At 67.6% G+C, this 21,200-nt stretch carries 20 protein-coding genes and 1 riboswitch; of the genes, 9 read left to right on the forward strand and 11 right to left on the reverse strand.

Translation table 11 applies throughout. The features are described from left to right. Positions 1 to 129 precede the first annotated feature (129 nt). The 3 genes from SB4_RS11345 to ppdK all read left to right on the forward strand — a co-directional run bounded on the left by SB4_RS11345 (position 130) and on the right by ppdK (position 5,941). Positions 130 to 969 carry a glycine--tRNA ligase subunit alpha gene (locus SB4_RS11345; RefSeq protein WP_058752652.1) on the forward strand — a complete coding sequence of 280 codons (840 nt, stop codon included), beginning with the start codon at positions 130 to 132 and terminating at the stop codon, positions 967 to 969. Then, complete coding sequence (glyS, locus tag SB4_RS11350) at positions 969 to 3,152, forward strand: glycine--tRNA ligase subunit beta (protein WP_058752666.1); 2,184 nt, start codon at positions 969 to 971, stop codon at positions 3,150 to 3,152. Before SB4_RS11345 ends, glyS begins: the two co-directional genes overlap by 1 nt. Positions 3,153 to 3,280: 128 nt before the next feature. Beyond that, positions 3,281 to 5,941 (forward strand): pyruvate, phosphate dikinase, encoded by a 2,661-nt coding sequence (gene ppdK / locus SB4_RS11355; protein WP_058752653.1) that lies wholly within the window; start codon positions 3,281 to 3,283, stop codon positions 5,939 to 5,941. Positions 5,942 to 6,164: 223 nt separating this feature from the next. On the opposite strand, the gene SB4_RS11360 is transcribed toward ppdK, so the two are convergent. The 8 genes from SB4_RS11360 to SB4_RS11395 form a co-directional block, all read right to left on the reverse strand. Continuing rightward, positions 6,165 to 6,527, reverse strand: a complete 363-nt coding sequence (locus SB4_RS11360) for a hypothetical protein (protein ID WP_058752654.1) — start codon at positions 6,525 to 6,527, stop codon at positions 6,165 to 6,167. 74 nt (positions 6,528 to 6,601) lie between these two features. Continuing rightward, positions 6,602 to 7,594, reverse strand: a complete 993-nt coding sequence (locus SB4_RS11365) for a type II secretion system F family protein (protein ID WP_058752655.1) — start codon at positions 7,592 to 7,594, stop codon at positions 6,602 to 6,604. Next, positions 7,595 to 8,578 carry a type II secretion system F family protein gene (locus SB4_RS11370; protein ID WP_058752656.1) on the reverse strand — a complete coding sequence of 328 codons (984 nt, stop codon included), beginning with the start codon at positions 8,576 to 8,578 and terminating at the stop codon, positions 7,595 to 7,597. It abuts the gene before it with no gap. A gap of 5 nt (positions 8,579 to 8,583) precedes the next feature. Next, the gene (locus tag SB4_RS11375) at positions 8,584 to 9,849 is read right to left on the reverse strand and encodes a pilus assembly protein CpaE (protein ID WP_058752657.1); all 1,266 of its coding nucleotides are present in this window, start codon (positions 9,847 to 9,849) and stop codon (positions 8,584 to 8,586) included. Next, on the reverse strand, positions 9,846 to 10,529 hold the full coding sequence (locus tag SB4_RS11380) for a CpaD family pilus assembly protein (protein WP_241488596.1): 684 nt from the start codon (positions 10,527 to 10,529) through the stop codon (positions 9,846 to 9,848). The genes SB4_RS11375 and SB4_RS11380 overlap by 4 nt, the downstream gene beginning before the upstream one ends. 26 nt (positions 10,530 to 10,555) lie before the next feature. Further along, positions 10,556 to 12,097: a type II and III secretion system protein family protein gene (locus SB4_RS11385; protein ID WP_082670128.1), complete on the reverse strand. Its 1,542-nt coding sequence runs from the start codon at positions 12,095 to 12,097 to the stop codon at positions 10,556 to 10,558. Positions 12,098 to 12,099: 2 nt separating this feature from the next. Beyond that, the gene (gene cpaB, locus SB4_RS11390) at positions 12,100 to 13,086 is read right to left on the reverse strand and encodes a Flp pilus assembly protein CpaB (RefSeq protein WP_058752659.1); all 987 of its coding nucleotides are present in this window, start codon (positions 13,084 to 13,086) and stop codon (positions 12,100 to 12,102) included. Positions 13,087 to 13,137: 51 nt separating this feature from the next. Continuing rightward, complete coding sequence (locus SB4_RS11395) at positions 13,138 to 13,632, reverse strand: A24 family peptidase (protein WP_058752660.1); 495 nt, start codon at positions 13,630 to 13,632, stop codon at positions 13,138 to 13,140. Positions 13,633 to 13,682: 50 nt separating this feature from the next. On the opposite strand from SB4_RS11395, the gene SB4_RS11400 reads away from it, so the two are divergent. From SB4_RS11400 to SB4_RS18965, 3 genes are read left to right on the forward strand one after another with little or no spacing between them, the layout of a single operon-like run. Next, entirely contained in the window at positions 13,683 to 14,621 is a 939-nt protein-coding gene (locus SB4_RS11400) for an alpha/beta fold hydrolase (protein WP_058752661.1), read from the forward strand. Further along, on the forward strand, positions 14,618 to 15,703 hold the full coding sequence (locus tag SB4_RS11405) for an NAD(P)/FAD-dependent oxidoreductase (protein ID WP_058752662.1): 1,086 nt from the start codon (positions 14,618 to 14,620) through the stop codon (positions 15,701 to 15,703). The genes SB4_RS11400 and SB4_RS11405 overlap by 4 nt, the downstream gene beginning before the upstream one ends. 25 nt (positions 15,704 to 15,728) lie before the next feature. After that, positions 15,729 to 15,905 (forward strand): YegP family protein, encoded by a 177-nt coding sequence (locus SB4_RS18965; protein WP_082670129.1) that lies wholly within the window; start codon positions 15,729 to 15,731, stop codon positions 15,903 to 15,905. 31 nt (positions 15,906 to 15,936) lie between these two features. Here the strand turns inward: SB4_RS18965 and rnhA are convergent, their stop codons facing one another. Genes rnhA through ispH form a run of 3 tightly spaced genes read right to left on the reverse strand, consistent with a single transcriptional unit; the run spans position 15,937 to position 18,284 of the window. Beyond that, entirely contained in the window at positions 15,937 to 16,374 is a 438-nt protein-coding gene (rnhA, locus tag SB4_RS11410) for a ribonuclease HI (protein WP_058752663.1), read from the reverse strand. Continuing rightward, positions 16,371 to 17,324, reverse strand: a complete 954-nt coding sequence (gene thrB / locus SB4_RS11415; protein ID WP_058752664.1) for a homoserine kinase — start codon at positions 17,322 to 17,324, stop codon at positions 16,371 to 16,373. The genes rnhA and thrB overlap by 4 nt, the downstream gene beginning before the upstream one ends. Positions 17,325 to 17,327: 3 nt before the next feature. Continuing rightward, positions 17,328 to 18,284, reverse strand: coding sequence for a 4-hydroxy-3-methylbut-2-enyl diphosphate reductase (ispH, locus tag SB4_RS11420; RefSeq protein WP_058752665.1), 957 nt, complete (start codon positions 18,282 to 18,284; stop codon positions 17,328 to 17,330). A gap of 102 nt (positions 18,285 to 18,386) precedes the next feature. On the opposite strand from ispH, the gene SB4_RS11425 reads away from it, so the two are divergent. From SB4_RS11425 to gcvH, 3 genes are all read left to right on the forward strand, one after another. Then, positions 18,387 to 19,025 (forward strand): hypothetical protein, encoded by a 639-nt coding sequence (locus SB4_RS11425; protein ID WP_058734628.1) that lies wholly within the window; start codon positions 18,387 to 18,389, stop codon positions 19,023 to 19,025. A 297-nt stretch (positions 19,026 to 19,322) separates the two neighbouring features. Beyond that, positions 19,323 to 19,431: riboswitch (glycine riboswitch) on the forward strand. Between the two features lie 163 nt (positions 19,432 to 19,594). Next, positions 19,595 to 20,770 carry a glycine cleavage system aminomethyltransferase GcvT gene (gene gcvT / locus SB4_RS11430; RefSeq protein ID WP_082670130.1) on the forward strand — a complete coding sequence of 392 codons (1,176 nt, stop codon included), beginning with the start codon at positions 19,595 to 19,597 and terminating at the stop codon, positions 20,768 to 20,770. A gap of 2 nt (positions 20,771 to 20,772) precedes the next feature. After that, positions 20,773 to 21,144: a glycine cleavage system protein GcvH gene (gene gcvH, locus SB4_RS11435; RefSeq protein ID WP_058734627.1), complete on the forward strand. Its 372-nt coding sequence runs from the start codon at positions 20,773 to 20,775 to the stop codon at positions 21,142 to 21,144. The last annotated feature ends 56 nt before the right edge of the window (positions 21,145 to 21,200 follow it).

Here is a 21,200-nt window from a genome sequence, read left to right on the forward strand (position 1 = left end):
GTGGGGGAGTGGGCCGGTGCGGTTGCGAGAGGCCCGCTCGCCTTGACCGCACAAGGGCCATCCGCCAAAGCCTGCGCCATTATGCAGACCCGAAACGGCCCCCCGGAAGGACCACTTTCCTTCCAGCGCATGATCCTCACCCTCCATGACTATTGGAGCGAGCGGGGATGCGTGATCCTGCAACCCTATGACATGGAGATGGGGGCGGGCACCTTTCACCCCGCGACCACGCTGCGCGCGCTGGGGCCGGACAGCTGGAACGCCGCCTTCGTCCAGCCGTGCCGTCGCCCGACCGACGGCCGTTATGGCGAGAACCCCAACCGGCTCCAGCATTATTACCAGTATCAGGTGATCCTGAAGCCCTCGCCCGCCGACCTGCAGGATCTGTATCTGGGCAGCCTGGCCGCGATCGGCGTGGACATGACCAAGCACGACATCCGCTTTGTCGAAGACGACTGGGAAAGCCCGACTTTGGGTGCCTGGGGCCTGGGCTGGGAAGTCTGGTGCGATGGGATGGAGGTGACCCAGTTCACCTATTTCCAGCAGATGGGCGGATACGACATGAAGCCGGTCGCGGGCGAGCTGACCTACGGCCTCGAACGCCTGGCCATGTATATCCAGGACGTCGACAATGTGTACGACCTGCGTTTCAACGACGCGGGCGTATCCTATGGCGACGTGTTTCTCGAGAACGAGAAGCAGATGTCGACCTGGAACTTCGAGGTCGCCGATACCGATACGCTGTTCGACGCTTTCCGCAAGGCTGCCGCCGAGTGCGAGCGCTGTCTGGAGGCCAAGCTGCCCATCCCCGCCTATGAACAGGCGATCAAGGCCAGCCACACCTTCAACCTGCTGCAGGCGCGCGGCGTGATCTCGGTGGCGGAGCGCCAGGCCTATATGGGCCGCGTCCGCGATCTGGCGAAGGGCGCATGCGGCGCCTGGATGGACAAGAACGGCTGGGCCGCGTGATGACCGATTTTCTGCTCGAACTCCGCTCCGAAGAAATCCCTGCCCGGATGCAGGCTGGTGCGCGCGAGAACCTCGCCAAGCTCTTCGCCGCCGAACTGGCGAAGGCCGGGCTGTCGGCGGGTGAGATCGTCACCTATGCGGGGCCGCGTCGTCTGGCACTGATCGCGCGCGGTCTTCCGGCCGCGACCGAGGCGGTGTCCGAGGAAGTGAAGGGGCCCCGCGCCTCCGCGCCGCCGCAGGCGCTGGAGGGCTTCCTGCGCAAGACCGGGCTGACCCGCGAGCAGCTGACCGAGCGGGACGGCGTGCTCTTCGCGATCACCGAAAAGCCCGGCCGCGCGACGGCGCAAGTGCTGGCCGAGGCGATCCCCGCCATCGTCCGCGCCTTCCCCTGGCCCAAGTCGATGCGCTGGGGTGCCGAGTCCGCCTCGACCGAGTCGATGCGCTGGGTCCGCCCGCTGCACGCCATCGTCGCGCTGTTCGGCGGCGAGGTCGTGCCGTTCGAGATCGCCGGGATCACCAGCGGCAACACGACGCGGGGCCACCGCTTCCATGCGCCCGCCGAGATCGTGCTGACTGGTGCCGACACCTATGTCGAGCAGCTGCGGGCTGCGAAAGTGCTGGTCGATCAGGACGAGCGCGCTGCGATCATCCGTGAGCGTGCCTCCGCGCTGGCCGCCGAGGCCGGGCTGGAACTGGTCGCGGACGAAGGGCTGGTCGCCGAGAATGCCGGGCTGACCGAATGGCCGGTGCCGCTGCTCGGCCGCTTCGACGAGGCCTATCTCGACGTGCCGCCCGAAGTCATCCAGCTGACCGCGCGGGTGAACCAGAAATACTTCGTTTGCCGCTCGGCCGATGGCAAGCTGGCGAACGCGTTCGTCTGCACCGCCAATATCGAGGCGAGCGACGGCGGCGCGAAGATTGTCGAGGGCAATGGCAAGGTGCTCGCCGCCCGCCTGTCCGACGCGCGCTTCTTCTACGAGACGGACCTGAAGACGAAGCTCGACGAGCTGCGGCCCAAGCTGGAAAAGATCGTCTTCCACGAAAAGCTCGGCACCGTCGCCGACAAGGTCGAGCGGGTGGCCAAGCTCGCCCGCTGGCTGGTGGAAGAAGGGATCGTCACCGAGTCCCCCTCCCGCAGGCGGGAGGGGCTAGGGGAGGGCAGTGCCTCAGGCGACGCCGCCAGCGGAACCGTCCCCCCCCCATCCCCCCCCGCAAGCGGAGGGGGCGAGCTTGCCGATCTGGCAGAGCGCGCCGCGTACCTTGCGAAAGCCGATCTCGTCACCGGCATGGTCGGCGAGTTCCCCGAATTGCAGGGCCTGATGGGCGGTTATTATGCCGCCGCGCAGGGCGAAGACCCGCGCGTGGCCGAGGCGGTTCGCGATCACTACAAGCCGGTCGGGCAGGGGGATGATGTTCCTACTGCTCCGGTTACGGTGGCGGTCAGCCTGGCAGATAAGCTCGATACGCTCGTATCGTTCTTTGGGATCGATGAGCGGCCAACCGGGTCTAAGGACCCCTTTGCTTTGCGTCGGGCTGCCCTCGGTGTGATAGGGCTGATACTCGATAATTCGCTGCGCTGTTCTGACCACGACTTATTTTATCAAGCCGTAAGTCATTCCAATGTCGATGTCGGTATGGTCGTCGCTGGTGGATATTTCCACGATTTCATCATTGAGCGCCTGAAGGTTCAGCAGCGCAGTAATGGTGTTCGGCACGATGTGATTGATGCGGTGGTTCTCCCTGGTAGCGAAAGCGAGTTTGGAGGAGAGCGTGATCTCGTCCGCCTGCTCGCCCGCGTCCGCGCGCTGCAAGCCTTCGTCACCACCGACGACGGCACCAACCTGCTCGCCGGGTATAAGCGCGCCGCGAACATCCTGAAGAAGGAGGGCGTCGAGGGCGACCAGGCCTGGACCGCGCCGACCTACACGCTCGAACCCGCCGAGGCCGATCTGATCGCCGCGCTCGACGCGTCCGAGCCCAAGGCTGCGCAAGCGGTGAAGGCCGAGGATTTCGAGGCCGCCATGGCCGCGCTCGCCTCGCTTCGCGCGCCGATCGACCGGTTCTTCGACGACGTGACCGTCAACGATGCCGATCCGGCCAAGCGGACCGCGCGCCTCGCGCTGCTCGCGCGGGTCCGGGCCGCCGTCCATACGGTCGCGGATTTCTCGCGGATCGAGGGATGACGTAACTGGCGGATCGGACGGGCGGAATGTCGCATTCATGCTCTTCCCCTCCGCCAATAACGCCTTAATAAAGCCGACGCCTGTGTCCCCAGGGCGTCGGACGATACGACCAGTAAAGGATCGAACCGATGACCTATGTGTACCGTTTCGGCGGCGGCGTTTCGGACGGCGGCAAGGGGGACAGGAACCTGCTCGGCGGCAAGGGCGCGAACCTGGCCGAGATGGCCTCGATCGGCCTGCCGGTGCCGCCGGGCTTCACCATCTCGACCGCGATGTGCACCCGCTATTATGAGGATGGCGAGCAGTTCCCGCAGGAACTGCGCGACGAGGTGGCCGACGGTATCGCCCATATCGAGGCGGTGACCGAAAAGCGCTTCGGCGACGCGCAAAATCCGCTGCTGGTCTCGGTCCGCTCGGGCGCTCGGGTGTCGATGCCGGGCATGATGGACACGGTGCTGAATCTGGGCCTCAATGATGCGACCGTCGAGGGGCTGGCGAAGAAGGCGGGCGACGAGCGTTTCGCCTGGGACAGCTATCGCCGCTTCATCCAGATGTATGCCGATGTCGTCCTCGAGCTGGATCACGGTGCCTTTGAGGAAGCGCTGGAGATCGCCAAGGAAGACAATGGCTTCACCCTCGACACCGAGATGTCGGCCGACGACTGGAAGGCGCTGGTCACGACCTACAAGGGCCTGGTCGAGGAGCAGTGGGGCAAGCCCTTCCCGCAGGACGTGCACGACCAGCTGTGGGGCGCTGTCGGCGCGGTGTTCGGGTCGTGGCAGTCGGAGCGCGCCAAGGTCTATCGCCGCCTGAACGACATTCCCGCCGACTGGGGCACCGCCGTCAACGTGCAGGCGATGGTCTTCGGCAATATGGGCGACACCTCGGCGACGGGCGTGGCCTTCACGCGCGATCCGTCCAAGGGCGACCGCGCCTATTATGGTGAGTTCCTGATCAACGCGCAGGGCGAGGACGTGGTGGCGGGCATCCGCACGCCGCAATATCTGACCAAGGCCGCGCGCGAGGAAGCGAACGCCAAGCCCGCCTCGATGGAAGAGGCGATGCCCGAGGTCTATGCCGAGCTCGCCGCCGTCTTCGACCAGCTCGAGACGCATTACCGCGACATGCAGGACATCGAGTTCACGGTCGAACAGGCCAAGCTCTGGATGCTCCAGACGCGCTCGGGCAAGCGCACCGCCAAGGCGGCGCTCAAGATCGCGGTCGACATGGCGAATGAGGGCCTGATCACCCGCGAGGAGGCGATCGCGCGGGTCGATCCGGCGGCGCTCGACCAGCTGCTCCACCCAACGCTCGATCCCGATGCCAAGCGCGATGTGCTGACCAAGGGGCTTCCCGCCTCGCCGGGCGCGGCGTCGGGCAAGGTGGTGTTCGACGCCGATGCCGCCGAGCGTGCGGCGGCGGCGGGCGAGGCGGTGATCCTCGTCCGGGTCGAAACCTCGCCGGAGGATATTCACGGCATGCACGCGGCCAAGGGCATCCTGACCGCGCGCGGCGGTATGACCAGCCATGCGGCGGTCGTGGCGCGCGGCATGGGGCGTCCTTGCGTCTCGGGTGCGGGCTCGCTGTCGATCGACAACAAGGCCAAGCTGCTGCGCGTGGGCAGCCGTGAGGTGCGTGAGGGCGACATCCTGACGCTCGACGGTTCGACCGGCGAGGTGATGGTCGGCGCGGTCGCGACCGTGCAGCCTGAATTGGCGGGTGACTTCGGCACGCTGATGGAATGGGCCGACGCGGTTCGCCGCCTGAAAGTCCGTGCCAACGCCGAAACCCCGCTCGACTGCCGCACCGCGCGTGAGTTCGGCGCGGAGGGCGTCGGGCTGTGCCGCACCGAGCATATGTTCTTCGACGCCGCGCGGATCACGGCGGTGCGCCAGATGATCCTGGCGACGGACGAAGCGGGCCGCCGTGCCGCGCTCGCCAAGCTGCTGCCCGAACAGCGCGCCGACTTCACCGCGATCTTCGAGGTGATGGCGGGCCTGCCGGTGACGGTGCGCCTGCTCGATCCGCCGCTGCACGAATTCCTGCCGCAGCAGGAGGCCGAGTTCGCCGAGGTCGCGACGGCGGCGGGCGTGGACGTGGATACGCTCAAGCGCCGGGCCAACGAACTCCACGAGTTCAACCCGATGCTCGGCCATCGCGGTTGCCGTTTGGGCGTGACCTATCCAGAGATCTACGAGATCCAGGCGCGCGCCATCTTCGAGGCGGCGCTGGACGTGGCGGAAAAGTCGGGTGAGGCCCCGATCCCCGAGGTCATGATCCCGCTGGTCGCCACGCGCCGCGAGCTGGAGCTGATGAAGGCGGTGGTCGACAAGGCGGCTCAGGCGGTCTTCGCCGAACGCGGCAAGACGGTCGAGTATCTCGTCGGCACCATGATCGAGCTGCCGCGCGCCGCGCTGAAGGCTGGCGAGATCGCCGAAGTCGGCGAGTTCTTCTCGTTCGGCACCAACGACCTGACCCAGACGACGTTGGGCGTCAGCCGCGACGATGCGGCGCGCTTCCTGAGCGCCTATGTCGAGAAGGGCATCTACGCGAAGGACCCGTTCGTCAGCCTGGATGTCGAGGGCGTCGGTGAATTGGTCAGCCTGGCCGCCGAGCGTGGTCGCGCGACGCGGCCGGGGATCAAGCTCGGCATCTGCGGCGAGCATGGCGGCGATCCGGCATCGATCGCGTTCTGCGAGTCGGTCGGGTTGGATTATGTCTCGGCCAGTCCGTACCGTGTGCCGATTGCGCGACTGGCGGCGGCGCAGGCGGCTTTGAAGGCGCGGTGATTTGGGTTGGGGGTAAGCTCCTGCGGGCTTATCGCTTGGAACTGACCCTCCCCCATCCCCTCCCGCCTGCGGGAGGGGAGCGTTGTGAGGCTACCTGCTCGCTTCTTTCAGGGGCGGTAAGCTAGTCGAAGCGCTAAACTTCTGTGCTTGGCACGCACCTCCCGCAGGCGGGAGGGGATGGGGGAGGGAAAGATGTCTCACCGAGCCCACCCGCTGACCCCATTTACCCGTGCGTCGTGACCCGGTTGCCGAAATCGAACCACCCACGACGCTCCCCCGCCGGATAGGCCGGGCGCGCGGCGCTCGCGGCGACCGGGCGCGGGGCCGTACGCTCCACCACCGGCGTCGCGGCAACCGGCTGCGCGGTCGCGAGCCGCTGGTTCTCGCGCTCCAGCTCGGCGATGCGGTCTCGCGCCGCCGACAGCTTGGTTTCGGTGTCCTTCACCTGCGCGGCATGGGCGTCGCGTTCGGTGGCATAGCGGTTGCGCCACTTGCCGCCGCCCGGATGGCTGGCCAGGCCGAAAAGCCAACCGGCGATGAGGACCAGCCCCAGCACGGCGAATTGCGTCGTCGAAGTGAACAACATCGCGTCGATCCCTATCTGTTACGATGGACCAACGACTGGCGGCGCGGCTGGTTGCGAAGCCGGGTGAGGGGGCGTCAGTGCCCGGTGATCAGCGTATCCTTGATCGAGCAGGCGGCGGGGCCCAGGATCACGACGAACAGGGTCGGCAGGATGAACAGGATCAGCGGCACCGTCATGATGGCGGGCAGGCGCGCGGCCTTTTCCTCGGCGCGCATCATGCGCTCGTTGCGGAACTCGGCCGACAGGACGCGCAAGGCACTGGCGAGCGGGGTGCCGTATTTCTCCGTCTGGATCATCGTGGTGACGACACCGCGCAGCGAGTCGAGATTGACCCGCGCCGCGAGATTCTCCAGCGCCTGCCGCCGATCGGTCAGGAAGCCCAGCTCGACCGAGGTCAGCTGGAATTCGTCGCCCAGTTCCGGATAGGCGCGGCGCAACTCGCGCGATACGCGGGCAAAGGCGGCGTCGACGGTCAGGCCCGCCTCGGCACAGATCACCATCAGGTCGAGCGCGTCGGGCAGACCCTTGCGGATGGCGGCGGTGCGCTTGTCGATCCGGTTCTTCAGCGCCAGGTCGGGTGCCTTGTAGGATAGCAGCAGCGTGCCCGCGACCAGCATATATCGGCTGAACCCGCTCCAGGTCGCAAAGCCGTTGGTCCCGTAGACCCACAGGGCCATGCTGCCGCCCAGCACGATCGGCAGGGCGAGGCGACCGAAGATCACCGCGACCGCCATTTCCTTGGACCGGATACCGGCCTGCAACAGGCGAATCTGCACCGCCTTGACCTGTTCGTCCTGCAGCATCTTGAGCGAGCTGAGCACCCGGCGCATCCGCTCGAGCATGTCGGCGCGGTCGATCAACTGGGCACGACGCCGGGCGGGGGCGGCGATACCGGCCTTCAGTTCCTCGCGCCGTTCGTTCAGCGCGCGGACCCGCTTGGTCATCGGGTCGCGGCTGCCGAGCAGGACATAGCCGACGACCAGCAGCGCGAAGACGCATACGCCCCAGAGCAGCGGAACGATCGCGGACGCATCGAGGCCGAGGATGGTGGGCGTGGACGTGCTCATTCAGATCTCGAAACTGATCATGCGGGACATGATGAAGGCGCCCAGGCCCAGCCAGATGAACGCGCCGACCCCGACGATCATCAGGCGCGGATCGACGAAGAAGCGCGCCATATAGGACGCGTTGATCATGTAGATGATGCCGAACACCAGGAAGGGCAGCGAACCGACGATATAGGCCGATGCCTTGGATTCCGACGACATCGCCTTGATCTTCAGCTTCATCTGGGCGCGTTTGCGCAGCACATCGGCCAGGTTGGACAGGGTTTCGGCCAGGTTGCCGCCCGTCTCGCGCTGGATGGCGATGGCGATGACGAAGAACTGGAATTCGGGAATTTCCAGCCGGTCGGCGGTGTCCTGAAGCGCGGCGTCCATCGTCCGGCCGATCCGCATCTTGTCGGCGACCGAGCGGAATTCCTCGCCGATCGGACCCGGAATTTCATGGGCGACGACGCTCATCGTCTCGGCGATGGGCAGGCCGGATCGCAGGCCGCGCACCAGCAGCTCGATGGCGTCGGGAAAGCGTGCGACGAACTTGGTGACGCGCCGCGTGATCGTGCGCTGCACCCACATGTGCGGCAGCCAGAGGCCCAGGCCGAGGGCCAGCAGCAGCGTCAGGAAAAAGGACAGGTGCAGGATCAGGCCGAGCACCAGCACGGCCACCGCCACCGCGGCACACGCCATGCCGAACTGCCCCACCGTCCAGTCGCGTCCGGTCCGGTCGAGCATCTTGGCGAGTCGCGCGGGGTTGGGCAGCAGGCGGCCAAAGGCCTTATCCATTTTGGTATCGCCCGCCAGCGCGATCCCGCGCGACGCGGCGGCGACGGCCAGGGCGGGCTTGCCCAGGTCCAGGGCGACGCGCTCGCGCAAGCCAGACAGCCGCCGTGCCTGCGCGCGCGACCGCTTGGGCGGCGAGAAGGCCGCCACGCCCAGCAGAAGCGTCAGGAAGACGCCCATCGCCAGGATCAGGGTCGCGAGCATCGACATGGGTATCAGTCGGCCTTGGCCCGCTTGGCGAGCAGCGCCTTCAGGTCGAAGCGGTCGAGCAGGCCGCGCCGCGCCGGGGCGACGATCGCCTCGCCCTCGGCCGAGGCGCAGATACGCTGCGACAGCTCGAGCAGCGGCACGATGGTGCGCGACGTCCGGCCCAGCTCGGCGATCGGCTTGCCGAGCTTGGCGGCCTGGACGACCAGCTTGGGGTCATAGGGGATAGCGAAATCGACCGGCCGCTCGATCGACCCCTCGAAATCGCTTTGCGCGATCTCGCTCTGGGCGGCGGGCTGGACGCGGTTGGCGACGGTCAGCACGGTCGATTGCGGGGCATGGGTCTTCAGCCAGGCGAGCAGGCGGATCGTGTCGCGCGCGGCGGCCAGCGTGAATTCGGTGACCAGAATGATGGTCTGTGCCGAGGAGACCAGCACCGGTTGCTGGATCATCATGCCGCGCGGGAGGTCGACGATCGTCGTCTCGAAATTCAGCCGCATCTCGTCCTGCAACTGGGCGAAGGCGAGGCCGTCGGTCATGATCGGCGCGCTGATCGGCGCTTCGGCGGACAGGATGGACAACCGCTCCGACGCCTTGACCATGGCGCGTTCCAGGAACAGCCCGTCGATGCGGCTGGGATTGTCGATGGCGTCGACCAGCCCGCGTCCCGGCTCCAGGTCGAGCGAGAGGGCGGCGGTGCCGAAATGCACGTCGAGATCGAGAATCGCGGTGCTCCGCTCTAGCCGGTCGGCCATCAGCCAGCCGAGCGAGGTCGCGATGGTCGAGGTGCCGACACCGCCGCGCGCGCCGACGACGGCGACGCTGCACGGGGCCTTTTCGGGGCCGGTGTCGAGGGTCCGGGGCGCGTGCAGGATCGCGCGCGCTTGGGCGATCGTGTCGCGCAACTGGTCCGCGCTGATCGGTTTGAGCAGATAGTCGTGCAGGCCGCTGCTCATCAACATGCGATACAGGCGCACGTCGTTGACCTGACCCACCGCGATCACGATCGTGCCCGGTTCGCAGACTTCGGCCAGATTGTTGATCTCGGTCGCGGGATCGGCCGAGTCGCTCAGGTCGACCAGCAGGATCTGGGGGCTGGCGGACACCGACAGAGACTGGATCGCGCCGCGCAGGCCCCCCTTGACGACCTTTTCGGGCGACCAGCCCTGTTCGACGATCAGCGGCCGGATCGCCTCTGCGGTCCAGTCGTCGCAGGCAAAGGCCTGGAACGGTTCGCGCGTGGTCATCATGCCGGGTTTCCAGGGGGCGTTCACTGCGGCGTCCCCCCGCCGCTGGCCGCGCCCGCGCCGCCACCGCCGCTGCTCTTGCTGTTGGGATCGAGCAGCCGGGTGCCGCCACCGCCCGTCGGCGGCGCGGCGCGCAGCGCGTTGATCGCGCGGCTGCCGGTGGCCGGATCGCTGGTCGTCGGCCCATCGACGCCGCGGACGAGATCGGTCGGGTTGGCGATCATCGCGGCCAGGTTGCGATTGACCGCGCAACCATAGCCGGACGAGGTCTTGCCCTCCAGATCGGGCGAGGTGTCGCTGCGCAGGTCGGGGCAGCCCCGCACGAACGCCCGCGAGCGGGTGACGACGACGCGGATCGTCGCGGGGGCCACGGGCGTGCGCGGCATGGACGAGGCCGGACCCAGGATCAGGCCATAGCGACCGACGACCTCTGCCACATCGCGGTACGCGCCGGGCCCTTCGCCCGCCGGGTCCTCCACACTGACGCGGTCGCCGTAACCCAGCCGCAGATTGCGCGCCCAGCCGTCGAGCCGCCGGTCCTCATCGGCGGCCAGTCGCCCGCCCGACACGGCGAGGTCGAGCGCATAGTCGCGTTGCGCCACGACCGGCTGGTGCGAGGATTCCAGACCGGGCTGGCCATGACCCATGCAGCCGCCCGTCATCAGCAGGAGGCCGATCGGCACCAGGGAGAACGGGGAAGCACGCATGGGACGCGATATCCTTGGACGAGCGATCATTCGGAAAAGCCCGGGGTCGGGGCGTTGCGAGTGCGGCGCGGGGCGATCGGAGCGCCTGTCGATACCGGTGCCTGGGCGCCCGCCACCGGACGGCCCTGGGCCGGCAGGGCCATGGTCGGCACCGGACGCGGTGCGCCGTCGCCCGCCCCTATCCGGCCGAGCAGGACGCGCTCGGCATCGTTGGGCGAGCGTGCGCTGTCGGTCGGCAGCGCGATGTCGGAGGGCGCGTTGACCGGCTTGACCAGATAGGGGGTGATGATGATCACCAGCTCGGTCTCGCTACGCTTGAAGGCGTTGGAACGGAACAGCGATCCGATCAGGGGCAGGTCGCCCAGCCAGGGCGTCTTGTCGATCGAGTTGTCGCGGGTGTTGGACAACAGGCCGCCGATCATCATGCTCTGGCCCGATCCCAACTCCAGCGTGGTCTCGGCGCGGCGGGTAGTGAGCGCGGGAATGCTGGTCCCGCTGACCTGCACCGCCCCCACCGACGAGATTTGCGACACCTCCGGCCGGACGCGCAGCGAAATGCGGCCATCGGCCAGCACCGTCGGTGTGTAGGACAGGCTGACGCCGTAAGGCTTGTACTCGACCGAGACCGTACCGAAGCCGCTCGACAGCGGGATGGGAATTTCGCCGCCCGCCAGGAAGGTCGCGGTTTCGCCCGACAGCGCGGTCAGGTTCGGATTGGCCAAGGTCGACACCTGGCCCAGGGTCTCGCCCAGGTCGATCGCGCTCAGCAGGTCCATGCCCAGCACATGTCCGGCCAGTCCCAGCGTGGTGCGGGCCGTCCCGGGGTTGAAGGTATATTGCGTGCCGGTCACCTGGCCCGTGCCCGGATCGGTGATGTTGCCGATGGTGCCCGCCGTGCGGCCCGACGACACGCCGAACATGAACCCACCGCTATTGTCGCGGCTCAGTAGGTTGACGCCGATCTGCTTGACAAAGCTGCGATTGACCTCGGCGATGCGGACCTGAAGATTGACCTGCAGTGGAGTCGCGGTCTTCAACCGGCTGATGATCTTGGTGTCCTTGCCGACATAGGCCTGGACCAGCCGTTCGGCCTCCGCCGCGTCGCTGGGCGCGGCGACGGTGCCGGTCAGCAGGATCAGGCCGTTCATCGGCGTCGCGACGATCGTCGCCTCGGGCATGGCCAGCTTCAGCATCCGGCTGATCGAATCGAGATTGTTGCCGATCCGCACCGTGGCTGCATAAACGACTCCGCCGCCACGCCCGGTCGCCGAGACGGTCGTCTCGCCGGGTTTCTTGCCGAAGATATAGAGCTGGGTGGGCGAGCGGACCTGGACATCCGCAATGCTGTCATCGGCGACGAACAGGTCGGTCATCGGCCGGGGCAGGGTGATCAGCCGCGCGCGCCCGGTGTTGATCTCCAGCGCGCCCGAACCGTCGCTGGCGCGCGGCGCGTCGTCCGGCCCGGCGGGGGCCGCCAGCGCGTCGACCGGGGCCAGGATCAGCGGCGCCAGAATCAGGGCGAACACAGAGGCGCGCAGCGCGCCCGACAGGATGGATCGGCTCGACATCGTCAATTCCTGACCCCCACGGGCATTTCGGTGACGGCATTGCCCCGCGCGACCCGGATGACGGGCCCCTTGATGGTAGCGGGCTGCCCTGCTTGCGGTCCTGTGGACGGACTGCCGGCGGGCATGCCGCCATTGGCGCCCCCCGCCTGACGGCCCGGCACGGTGCTCCGCTGATAGCGGGACACGTCGCCACCGGTGACGAAGGACCCGCGATCGGCCTGGGGCTGCGCGATCGACGCCGTGTCACCCGATGCGAGCCGGGCCATGTCGTCGGGCCGCTCGGCCAGCGAGCGCAGCGACAGCGAAAGGGTGCCGACCGTCTGTGCGACGGCGAGCTGTTCGGCCATCTTGGGCGTCGCCTCGACGGTGACGGTGGTGAAGGTGTGGACGGGCGTCTTGCCGTCATCGCCCGCCTGGTTGTCGGTGCGCTGATCGGTCGCCAGCACACGCACGTTGCGCAGGATCGTCTCCGACGCCTTCAGCGGAGGGCCGTCGCCGCCGCCCGCGACATCCTGGGTCAGGACGACATCGATCCGGTCGCCCGGAAAGACGAAGCCCGCCACGGCGGTCTGGGCGGAGACGGGCACCGTCACCGCGCGCATCCCCGGCGTCAGCGCGGCGGCCAGGAATCCCCGGTCGCCCGGCTGGACGACGGCGCCCTGGGTCAGCGGCTGCCCGGCGGTGATGGCATAGCGCAGGACCGTGCCCTGCAGCTTGACCATGTCGGTCTGGCCCTTCAGATAGTAGGCGCGGGCGACCATGTCCTTCGGCCAAGGCTGGAACTTCAGGGCGGTGGCATCGATGATCGTGCCCACGGGCAGGGTACGGGTGGCGACCAGCACCTCGGTCTGCGGCGCGACGGGCGGAGTGACGACGGCGGCCTGGGCCTCGGGTACGCTGCTCCCCGACGTGATCGTCCGGGCGAATAGAGCCGTGACCCCTGCAATCAGCAGAGCCCCGACCAGCAGTAACACTTTGCGACTGTCCATCCTGCGTTCTTCGGCCTTGGCGCCAAGCCCGTTGCTTAGCTGTATGCGCCGTTAAGTATTCGGGAATGGGTTAAATATCGGTTCCCGTAAGATCAGCAGCGCGGCGATGGCGATGGCGACTCCGTACGGCACCTCGATGGCGGGGGCGTCTTCGTCCCTTTTTCGATGGCGCAACCGATGATCGACCAGCATCGCGACCGTGACGATGCCGCCCGCGATCGACATCAGCAGCAGCATGCGAAAGAGCGGCGGCACCGGCAGCCAGAGCGCGATGGCGGCGATCATCTTCACATCGCCGCCGCCCATCATGCCGATGCGGAAAGCCTGGGCGAACAGCAGGAAGACAATGATCGCGACCGCGATCCGTATCGCCATGTCGGGCCAGACCGGCACACCGCTCGCCCACCACCAGAGCGGCGCAATCAGCGCGATGGCGATGTTCTTGCGATCCGCGATTTCCCGCGTCCGCGCATCCTCGATCCCCGCCGACAGCAGCAGCAGGACGAAGGCGCTCAGGATCGCGATGCGGACGATGGTCCATTCCATGCGACAAGCACCTAGACGGCGGGGCTTTCAAAACCGTAACCGGGACGGGAATGACCGACCCTCTTGCCCTTCGCCGCCAATTTCCCGTTGGTGCGACCCTGTCGCGCTGGCAGGCCCCCGATGGCTGGGACCATCGGCGCTTTGACTGGCGGGCGGAGGCCCCGGTCGGGCGGCTGCTGTTCCAGACCGGTCGCGCCGATGTGATCGAGAAATATCTGGAGGTCTTTGCCCATCTGGTCGCGCAGCGGTGGAGCGTCACCGCCTTCGACTGGCGCGGGCAGGGGGGATCGGGGCGGCTGCTCAGCGATCCGCATGTCGGGCATGGCGGCAACTTCTCCAGTCTGGTCGAGGATCTGCGGGCCTTTTGGCGGGAATGGCGGGCCGAGGAGCCGGGCGATGGCGTCCCACACGTCCTGATCGGCCATTCGATGGGCGGCCATCTGGCCCTGCGCGCGGCGGTGGAGGGGGCGGTCGATCCCGACGCGCTGGTCCTGGTCGCGCCGATGCTCGGCCTGAACCTGCCTACGGGTGCGCTGCTGGGCGCTGGGATCATCCGCCTGATGACGATGCTGGGCCGGGGCGAACGCGCCATCTGGGAGGCCAAGGAGGGGCCCGGCCTCCACACCCGCCAGCGCAATCTGACCCATGATGCCGAGCGGTTCGAGGACGAAGGCTATTGGTATGCCCGCCATCCCGAACTGGCGCTGGGGCCGCCAAGCTGGGGCTGGCTCGATTCGGCGATGCGCTCGACCCGCGCGCTGCTCCGTGACCCGAGACTGGATGGGCTGCGCCTACCGACCCTGATGCTGGTCGCCGAAGCCGATCGGCTGGTCGATCCGCGTATCGCCCTGTCCGTCGCCGCGCGCATCGGCGCGCGGGTGGAGCGGTTCGGGCCCGAGGCGGCGCATGAGTTGCTGCGCGAGGCGGACCCGGTGCGCCTGCGCGCGCTGGCGGCGATCGACGACTTTCTGGGCTCGGTGGCGGCGTGATCCACGACGTCGCGATCATCGGCGCAGGCATGGCGGGCGCGAGCCTGGCCGCCGCCATCGGGACGCGCGCGCGGGTCGTGCTGATCGAGGCGGAGGACATGCCAGGCCGTCACGCGACGGGGCGCTCGGCGGCGTTCTGGTCGGAAACCTATGGCGGCCCGGCGGTCCAGCCGCTGACCACCGCCTCGGGCCCGACCTTGCGGGCGGGGGGGTATCTGACGCCGCTCGGTTCGCTGCATATCGGCCGCGCCGAAGACTCGGGGCGGGTCGAGCAGCTGCTGCGCGATTTCGCCGATACCGGTGTCGATCTGTCGCGCGTCGATCCGGCGCAGCGTGTTCCGGGCCTGCGCCCCGAATGGGTGCACGGCGTGTGGGAGCCGAGCTGCGCCTATATCGATGTCGCCGCGCTCCATGCCGATTATCTGGCGGCAGCTCGGACGGCCGGAGCGACGGTGATGACCGACGCCGCCCTTATGTCGGCGGTGCGCAACAACGGGCTCTGGCATCTGGACACGCGCGCCGGACCGGTCGAGGCGCGGGTGCTCGTCAACGCGGCGGGGGCCTGGGCCGACCAGGTAGCGGCACTGGCGGGCGTCGCGCCGATCGGCATTACGCCTTATCGCCGGACCATGGTGCAACTCCGCACCGATCCCCCCGCGCCGGAGGGTTTGCCGCATGTCGTCGATGTGGCGGGCCGGTTTTACTTCAAGCCCGAGGCGGGGGGAAAGCTCTGGCTCACCCCTCATGACGAGACGCCGAGCGTACCGTGCGACATCGCGCCTGAGGAATGGGACATCGCGGTCGCCATCGATCGCTTGGAAAAAACGGTCGACTGGCGGGTCGAGGCGGTCGAGCGCCGATGGGCGGGCCTGCGCAGCTTCGCCCCCGACCGCGCGCCGGTTTACGGCTATGACGTAAAAGTACCCGGCTTCTTCTGGTGCGCAGGCCAGGGCGGGTTCGGTATCCAGACCGCGCCCGCTGCGGCGGCAATGGCGGCGGCGCTGTTGCTGGGCGAGGGAGATGTGCCCGACGGGGTGGATGCCGAACGCTATGGCGTGGGGCGATTTTCTGCTAAGCAATGATCGCCCTTTTCGAGGAGAGATCATCATGGCCCACAGCTTTGCGATCGAGAAGAACAAGGCGGGCGAGTATGTCGCCAAATTCCGCTACAACAGCGAACTCATCTGGTGGACCGAAGGCTATTCCAGCAAGGCCGGGGCCCGCAACGCCATCGAGTCGGTCTTGAAGAACGGCCCGAACGCGCCGATTCACGAACCGGAATAGGGGCGCTTGGCGGCGGAGGATTCGTAGCTTTCTATCTCCGAAACGTCTCCGCCGCGTCGCTCGCCAGCTTGTCGGCGCGTTCGTTGTCGGGGTGGCCGGCATGGCCCTTCACCCATTTCCATTCGATCTGGTGGCGCTCGGCGGCCGCGACCAGCGCCTGCCAGAGTTCGGCATTCTTGACCGGCTTCTTGTCCGCGGTTCGCCAGCCATTGCGCTTCCAGCCGTGAATCCATTTGGTCAGGCCGTCCATCACATAGCGGCTGTCGGTCGACAGCGTGACGGCGCAGGGGCGCTTCAGCGCGTTCAGCGCTTCGATCGCCGCCATCAGCTCCATGCGGTTGTTGGTCGTCAGCGCCTCGCCGCCGGACAGTTCCTTCTCGTGCGCGCCCGATCGGATCAGCGCGCCCCAGCCGCCGGGGCCGGGATTGCCCTTGCACGCGCCGTCGGTGGCGATCTCGACCGGGGTCACAGGCCCGCCTTTCCGTCGCGATAGGCGATGTAGCGCCGCCAATAGGCGAGCGGGTCCTTGCGCGTCACCAGCGCATCGGCGGGGGTGTTGAGCCAGTCCCAGGCGCGCGACAGGGCAAAGCGCAGACACGCCCCCATCGCCAGCCGGGCAAAGGCCGCGCGCTCGGTGTCGGATAGCGGGAAGTGGTGCGCATATCCCTCGACCAGCGCCGCACTGATCTCGGGCGCATAAGTCTCGCCGGTCGCGTCGAAGCTCCAGGCGGAGTGCATGATGGCAAGGTCGTAGACGCGGAAGTCGGTGCAGGCGAAATAGAAGTCGATCAGGCCCGTCACCCGGTCGCCAAGAACCAGCACATTGTCGGGGAACAGGTCGGCATGGATGACGCAACTGTCCAGCGGCTGGTCGTCCCAGCCGTCCAGCACGGCGTCCAGCGCCTCGGCCATGGCGTCATGCAGGCCGGGCTCGATCCGGTCGAGATCGCGTCCACATTGCGCGAACAGGGGCCGCCAGCTGGCATGGCCCATCGAATTGGTGCGGCTCTGCGGGAAGGCGGCCACCGCGCGGTGCATTGCCCCCATCGCATCCGCCGCCGCCAGCGCCTGGGCCGGGGTGGGGTGCGACAGCGACACGCCGGTCAGGAACTGGATCAGGCAGGCGGGGCGGCCCGCCAGTTCCTGAATCTCGACGCCTTGCCGGTCTTTGATCGCGGGCGGCACCGGCAGGCCCTTGTCCGCCAGATGGTCGAGCAAGGCGAGGAAGAAGGGCAGGTCGCCCGCCGCCACGCGCTTTTCGTACAGCGTCAGGATGAACCGCGCGGTCGTGGTGTCGACCAGGTAATTGCTGTTCTCGACGCCCTCGGCGATCCCCTTGGCGGAGATCAGGTCGCCCACGTCATAGCGTGCCAGAAACGCCGACAGCGCCTCGGCCGAAACCTGCGTATAGACGGCCATGGATCAGGCGGCCGTTTCCAGCCCGCGGGGCAGCTTGAAGGCGATGGTCTCGCGCGTCGTCTCTTCCTCGCGCTCGGAAACGGTGAAGCGTTCCGACAGTCGATCGACCAGTTCGCGGACCAGCAGCTCGGGCGCGGAGGCCCCGGCGGTCAGGCCCAGCGTTGTCACGCCGTCCAAGAACGCCCAGTCGAGATCGGCGGCGCGCTGGATCAGCATCGCGCGCTTGCCCGCCCGCTCGGCCACTTCGACCAGGCGCAGCGAGTTGGAGGAGTTGGGCGCGCCGATCACCAGCACCGCGTCGCACTCGGCGGCGATCGCCTTGACGGCGGCCTGGCGGTTGGAGGTGGCGTAGCAGATATCCTCGCCGCGCGGTCCCTGGATCGTCGGGAAGCGGCGCTGCAACGCCTCGATCGTCGCGGCGGTGTCGTCGACCGACAAGGTGGTCTGGGTCAGGAAGGCGAGGTTGTCGGGATCGGCGGGCGTGAACGCCTCGACATCCGCGACCGTCTCGACCAGCGACATCGAGCCCTGCGGCACCTGGCCGAAGGTGCCGATGACCTCGGGGTGCCCGGCATGGCCGATGAAGACGATGTGGCGGCCCATTTCGACCAGCCGCTCGGCCTGGCGATGCACCTTCGACACCAGCGGGCAGGTCGCGTCGAAATAGGCGAGGCCCCGGCTCTCGGCGTCGGCGGGCACCGACTTCGGGACCCCGTGCGCGGAGAAGACGACATGCGCGTTGGCGGGCACCTCGTCCAGTTCCTCGACGAAGATCGCGCCTTTGGCCTTCAGGCTGTCGACGACGAATTTGTTGTGGACGATCTCGTGCCGGACATAGACCGGGCTGCCATGTTTCTCGAGTGCCAGCTCGACGATGCGGATGGCGCGGTCGACGCCTGCGCAGAAGCCGCGCGGGGCGGCGATCAACAGGTCCAGCGGCGGCTTGATGGCATCGGTCATGGATGCGGCTCTACGCCATTGCTTGCGCGCGTCCAACCCGGTTCCTATGCTGGCGGCCAAACCGGCATCCTGCTTCGGCATCCAGAATAGGCGTTTCGACCTGTGAAAGCACCGCTCCTCGTATCCGTCGCCCTTGCGCTCGTTCTCGGCGGCTGCGCCCGCACCGGTGAGATCGACGCCTCGGGCGGGATCACCGCCGTCCGTTCGGCCTGCCCGATCGTGGGCGTCGCGGCGGGGACGGGTGACATCACGCTGTTCAAGACGCCCGGCGCCACCGACGAGGGCTCGATCGACGTCGTGGCCAACCTGACCGATGTGCGCGGCACCTGCGCCGATGCGGGGTCCGACATCGTGACGAACGTGACCTTCACCGTCGAGGCGCGGCGGACCGACACGGCGGCGGCGCGCGATCTGGTCCTGCCCTATTATATCGCGATCGTACGCGGCGGCACCAATGTGGTCGCCAAGCGCGTCGGCCGCGTCAACGTGCATTTCGACGCAGGCCAGGCACGTGGCCAGGTGGCGGGCGAGGCCTCGACCACCATATCGCGGGCGGCGGCGACCCTGCCCGACGATGTGCGCGAAAAGCTGACCCGTCGCCGCAAGGCCGGGGACGAGGATGCGGCGGTCGATCCGCTGACCACCCCCGAAGTGCGCCAGGCGGTGGCGAGCGCCAGCTTCGAGGCGCTGGTCGGGTTCCAGCTGACCGATGCGCAGCTGAAGTATAACGCGACTCGGTAATTTCGGTGCGCCCCGGCGGAGTCCGGGGCCCAGCTGCTGTAAGGCTTGTAGCGCGCGAAACATCGCGTGGGAGGCTCCAGCGCACCCCTTGCCTTTGCCTCCCATGGGATGTTCCGCGCGTCTCGGATCAAGTGGCGCCTGGGCCCCGGCCTTCGCCGGGGAACGAAGAAGGGCGTCGATCTCGACTTCTGCTCGCCCCACTATCCACAACATTGATGGTACGCACCGCCGTTCCCGATTGACTTGGCGCAACCCGCCCGGCAGAGGGCGCGGCGTCGATGTCGGGTATCTCCGACATAGGCGCGCGCGGGAGAGCGCCGGGTTCGCCTTTCAGGTGACGAAAATCCGGCCGCCGAAGGAGCAACCACCCCGGAATCTCTCAGGCAAATGGGACCGCGCGATCGCCATCGACACTCTGGAAAGCGCGCTTCGGCCTCACGCCGTCGCGCCACCGAAGGGGTAAGCCGGAATCTCCGGCGAAAGCTCTCAGGTTCCGTGACAGAGGGGGATCGGATCGGGTAAGGACATTTGCGTCCCTAGCCGACACCCTTTTGACGGAGACCGGCCCCGTGAGCGACACTGCAGACCTGAACGTAGAAGACGCCACCGAGGGTCAGGAGATCATCCAGACGCTGCCGCTGGACGCATGGCACCGTGCGCGCGGCGGGCGGATGGTCCCGTTCGCCGGTTATGAAATGCCGGTCCAGTATGAAGGCATCATGGCCGAGCATCTCTGGACCCGCGAGTCGGCCGGGCTGTTCGACGTCAGCCATATGGGCCAGGTGGTCTTCACCGGCGAGAACGGCCTGGCGCCGGTCATCACCGCGCTGGAAAAGGTTCTGCCGGGCGACATCACCGGGCTCGGTGATCGCAAGAACCGCTATTCGCTCCTGCTCAACGAAGAGGGCGGCATCCTTGACGACCTGATGGTGACGAAGCGCACCCTGGACGGCGCTGAGGAACTCTACATGGTCGTCAACGGCGCGACCAAATATGACGATATCGCCTATCTGCTCGACTTCATCCCCGACGATGCGACGTTGAACCTGCTCGACGAGCAGGCGCTGCTGGCGCTCCAGGGTCCGAAGGCCGTCGATGCGCTGTCGCGGATCGTGCCGGGGGTCGAGGCGCTGGTGTTCATGACCGCCGCCGACTTCACCTGGAACGACGTGCCGCTGTGGATCAGTCGCTCGGGCTATACCGGCGAGGACGGCTACGAAATCTCGATCCCCGCCGAGCATGCCGCCGCCTTCGCCGACCTGCTCTGCGAGCAGGCGGAGGTAAAGCCGATCGGTCTGGGCGCGCGCGACTCGCTGCGTCTGGAGGCGGGGCTGCCGCTCTACGGCCATGACCTCGACCCCGAGACGACGCCGGTGATGGCCGATCTGGGCTTCGCGCTCGCCAAGAAGCGCCGCGAGGCGGCCGACTTCCTGGGTGCCGAGCGTATCCTGGCCGAGCGTGAGAACGGCCCCGCCGTCAAGCGCGTCGGCCTGACCGTCGCGGGCCGCCAGCCGGTGCGCGAGGGCGCGTCGGTGGTCGCCGAGGACGGTTCGGTCATCGGCCGCGTTACCAGCGGCGGCTTCGCCCCCTCGATGGGCGCACCGATCGCCATGGCCTATGTGCCGACCGAGCTGGCGACGCCCGGCACGGCCCTCAAACTGCTTCAGCGCGGCAAGACCCATGACGCCACCGTCACGGCGATGCCGTTCGTCCCCCATCGTTACGTTCGTTCAGGAGCCAAGTGACCATGAGCCGCTATTTCACCGAAGATCATGAGTGGATCGACGTCGACGGTGATGTCGGCACGGTCGGCATCTCCGATTATGCGCAGGGCGCGCTGGGCGACATCGTGTTCGTCGACGTTCCCGAGGAAGGTCGTGAACTGTCCAAGGGCGACGAGGCCGCCGTGGTGGAGTCGGTCAAGGCCGCGTCGGACGTGTATGCGCCCGTCTCGGGCACAGTGATCGAAGGCAATGCTCAGCTGGCCGACGAGCCTGCGCTGGTGAACAGCGATCCGGAAGGCGAGGGCTGGTTCTTCAAGATCACGCTGTCCGACGCCTCGGAGCTGGACGGCCTGATGGACGAAGCCGCCTACGCCGCGTTCGTCGCGAAGCTCTGATCTGACGCCCCTCCCTGAATAGGGGAGGGGCCTTCTTCCTCCCCTCCCGCAGGCGG

The sequence above is a fragment of the Sphingomonas sanguinis genome, from assembly GCF_001476905.1.
In the GTDB taxonomy this organism is placed as follows: Bacteria; Pseudomonadota; Alphaproteobacteria; order Sphingomonadales; family Sphingomonadaceae; genus Sphingomonas; species Sphingomonas sanguinis_B.

Bases quoted from the DNA above. Each gene is read 5' to 3' on its own strand.
- SB4_RS11345 (WP_058752652.1), top strand. From the start codon at position 130: ATGATCCTCACCCTCCATGACTATTGGAGCGAGCGGGGATGCGTGATC.
- glyS (WP_058752666.1), top strand. From the start codon at position 969: ATGACCGATTTTCTGCTCGAACTCCGCTCCGAAGAAATCCCTGCCCGG.
- ppdK (WP_058752653.1), top strand. From the start codon at position 3,281: ATGACCTATGTGTACCGTTTCGGCGGCGGCGTTTCGGACGGCGGCAAG.
- SB4_RS11360 (WP_058752654.1), bottom strand. From the start codon at position 6,527: ATGTTGTTCACTTCGACGACGCAATTCGCCGTGCTGGGGCTGGTCCTC.
- SB4_RS11365 (WP_058752655.1), bottom strand. From the start codon at position 7,594: ATGAGCACGTCCACGCCCACCATCCTCGGCCTCGATGCGTCCGCGATC.
- SB4_RS11370 (WP_058752656.1), bottom strand. From the start codon at position 8,578: ATGTCGATGCTCGCGACCCTGATCCTGGCGATGGGCGTCTTCCTGACG.
- SB4_RS11380 (WP_241488596.1), bottom strand. From the start codon at position 10,529: ATGCGTGCTTCCCCGTTCTCCCTGGTGCCGATCGGCCTCCTGCTGATG.
- SB4_RS11385 (WP_082670128.1), bottom strand. From the start codon at position 12,097: ATGTCGAGCCGATCCATCCTGTCGGGCGCGCTGCGCGCCTCTGTGTTC.
- cpaB (WP_058752659.1), bottom strand. From the start codon at position 13,086: ATGGACAGTCGCAAAGTGTTACTGCTGGTCGGGGCTCTGCTGATTGCA.
- SB4_RS11395 (WP_058752660.1), bottom strand. From the start codon at position 13,632: ATGGAATGGACCATCGTCCGCATCGCGATCCTGAGCGCCTTCGTCCTG.
- SB4_RS11400 (WP_058752661.1), top strand. From the start codon at position 13,683: ATGACCGACCCTCTTGCCCTTCGCCGCCAATTTCCCGTTGGTGCGACC.
- SB4_RS18965 (WP_082670129.1), top strand. From the start codon at position 15,729: ATGGCCCACAGCTTTGCGATCGAGAAGAACAAGGCGGGCGAGTATGTC.
- thrB (WP_058752664.1), bottom strand. From the start codon at position 17,324: ATGGCCGTCTATACGCAGGTTTCGGCCGAGGCGCTGTCGGCGTTTCTG.
- ispH (WP_058752665.1), bottom strand. From the start codon at position 18,284: ATGACCGATGCCATCAAGCCGCCGCTGGACCTGTTGATCGCCGCCCCG.
- gcvH (WP_058734627.1), top strand. From the start codon at position 20,773: ATGAGCCGCTATTTCACCGAAGATCATGAGTGGATCGACGTCGACGGT.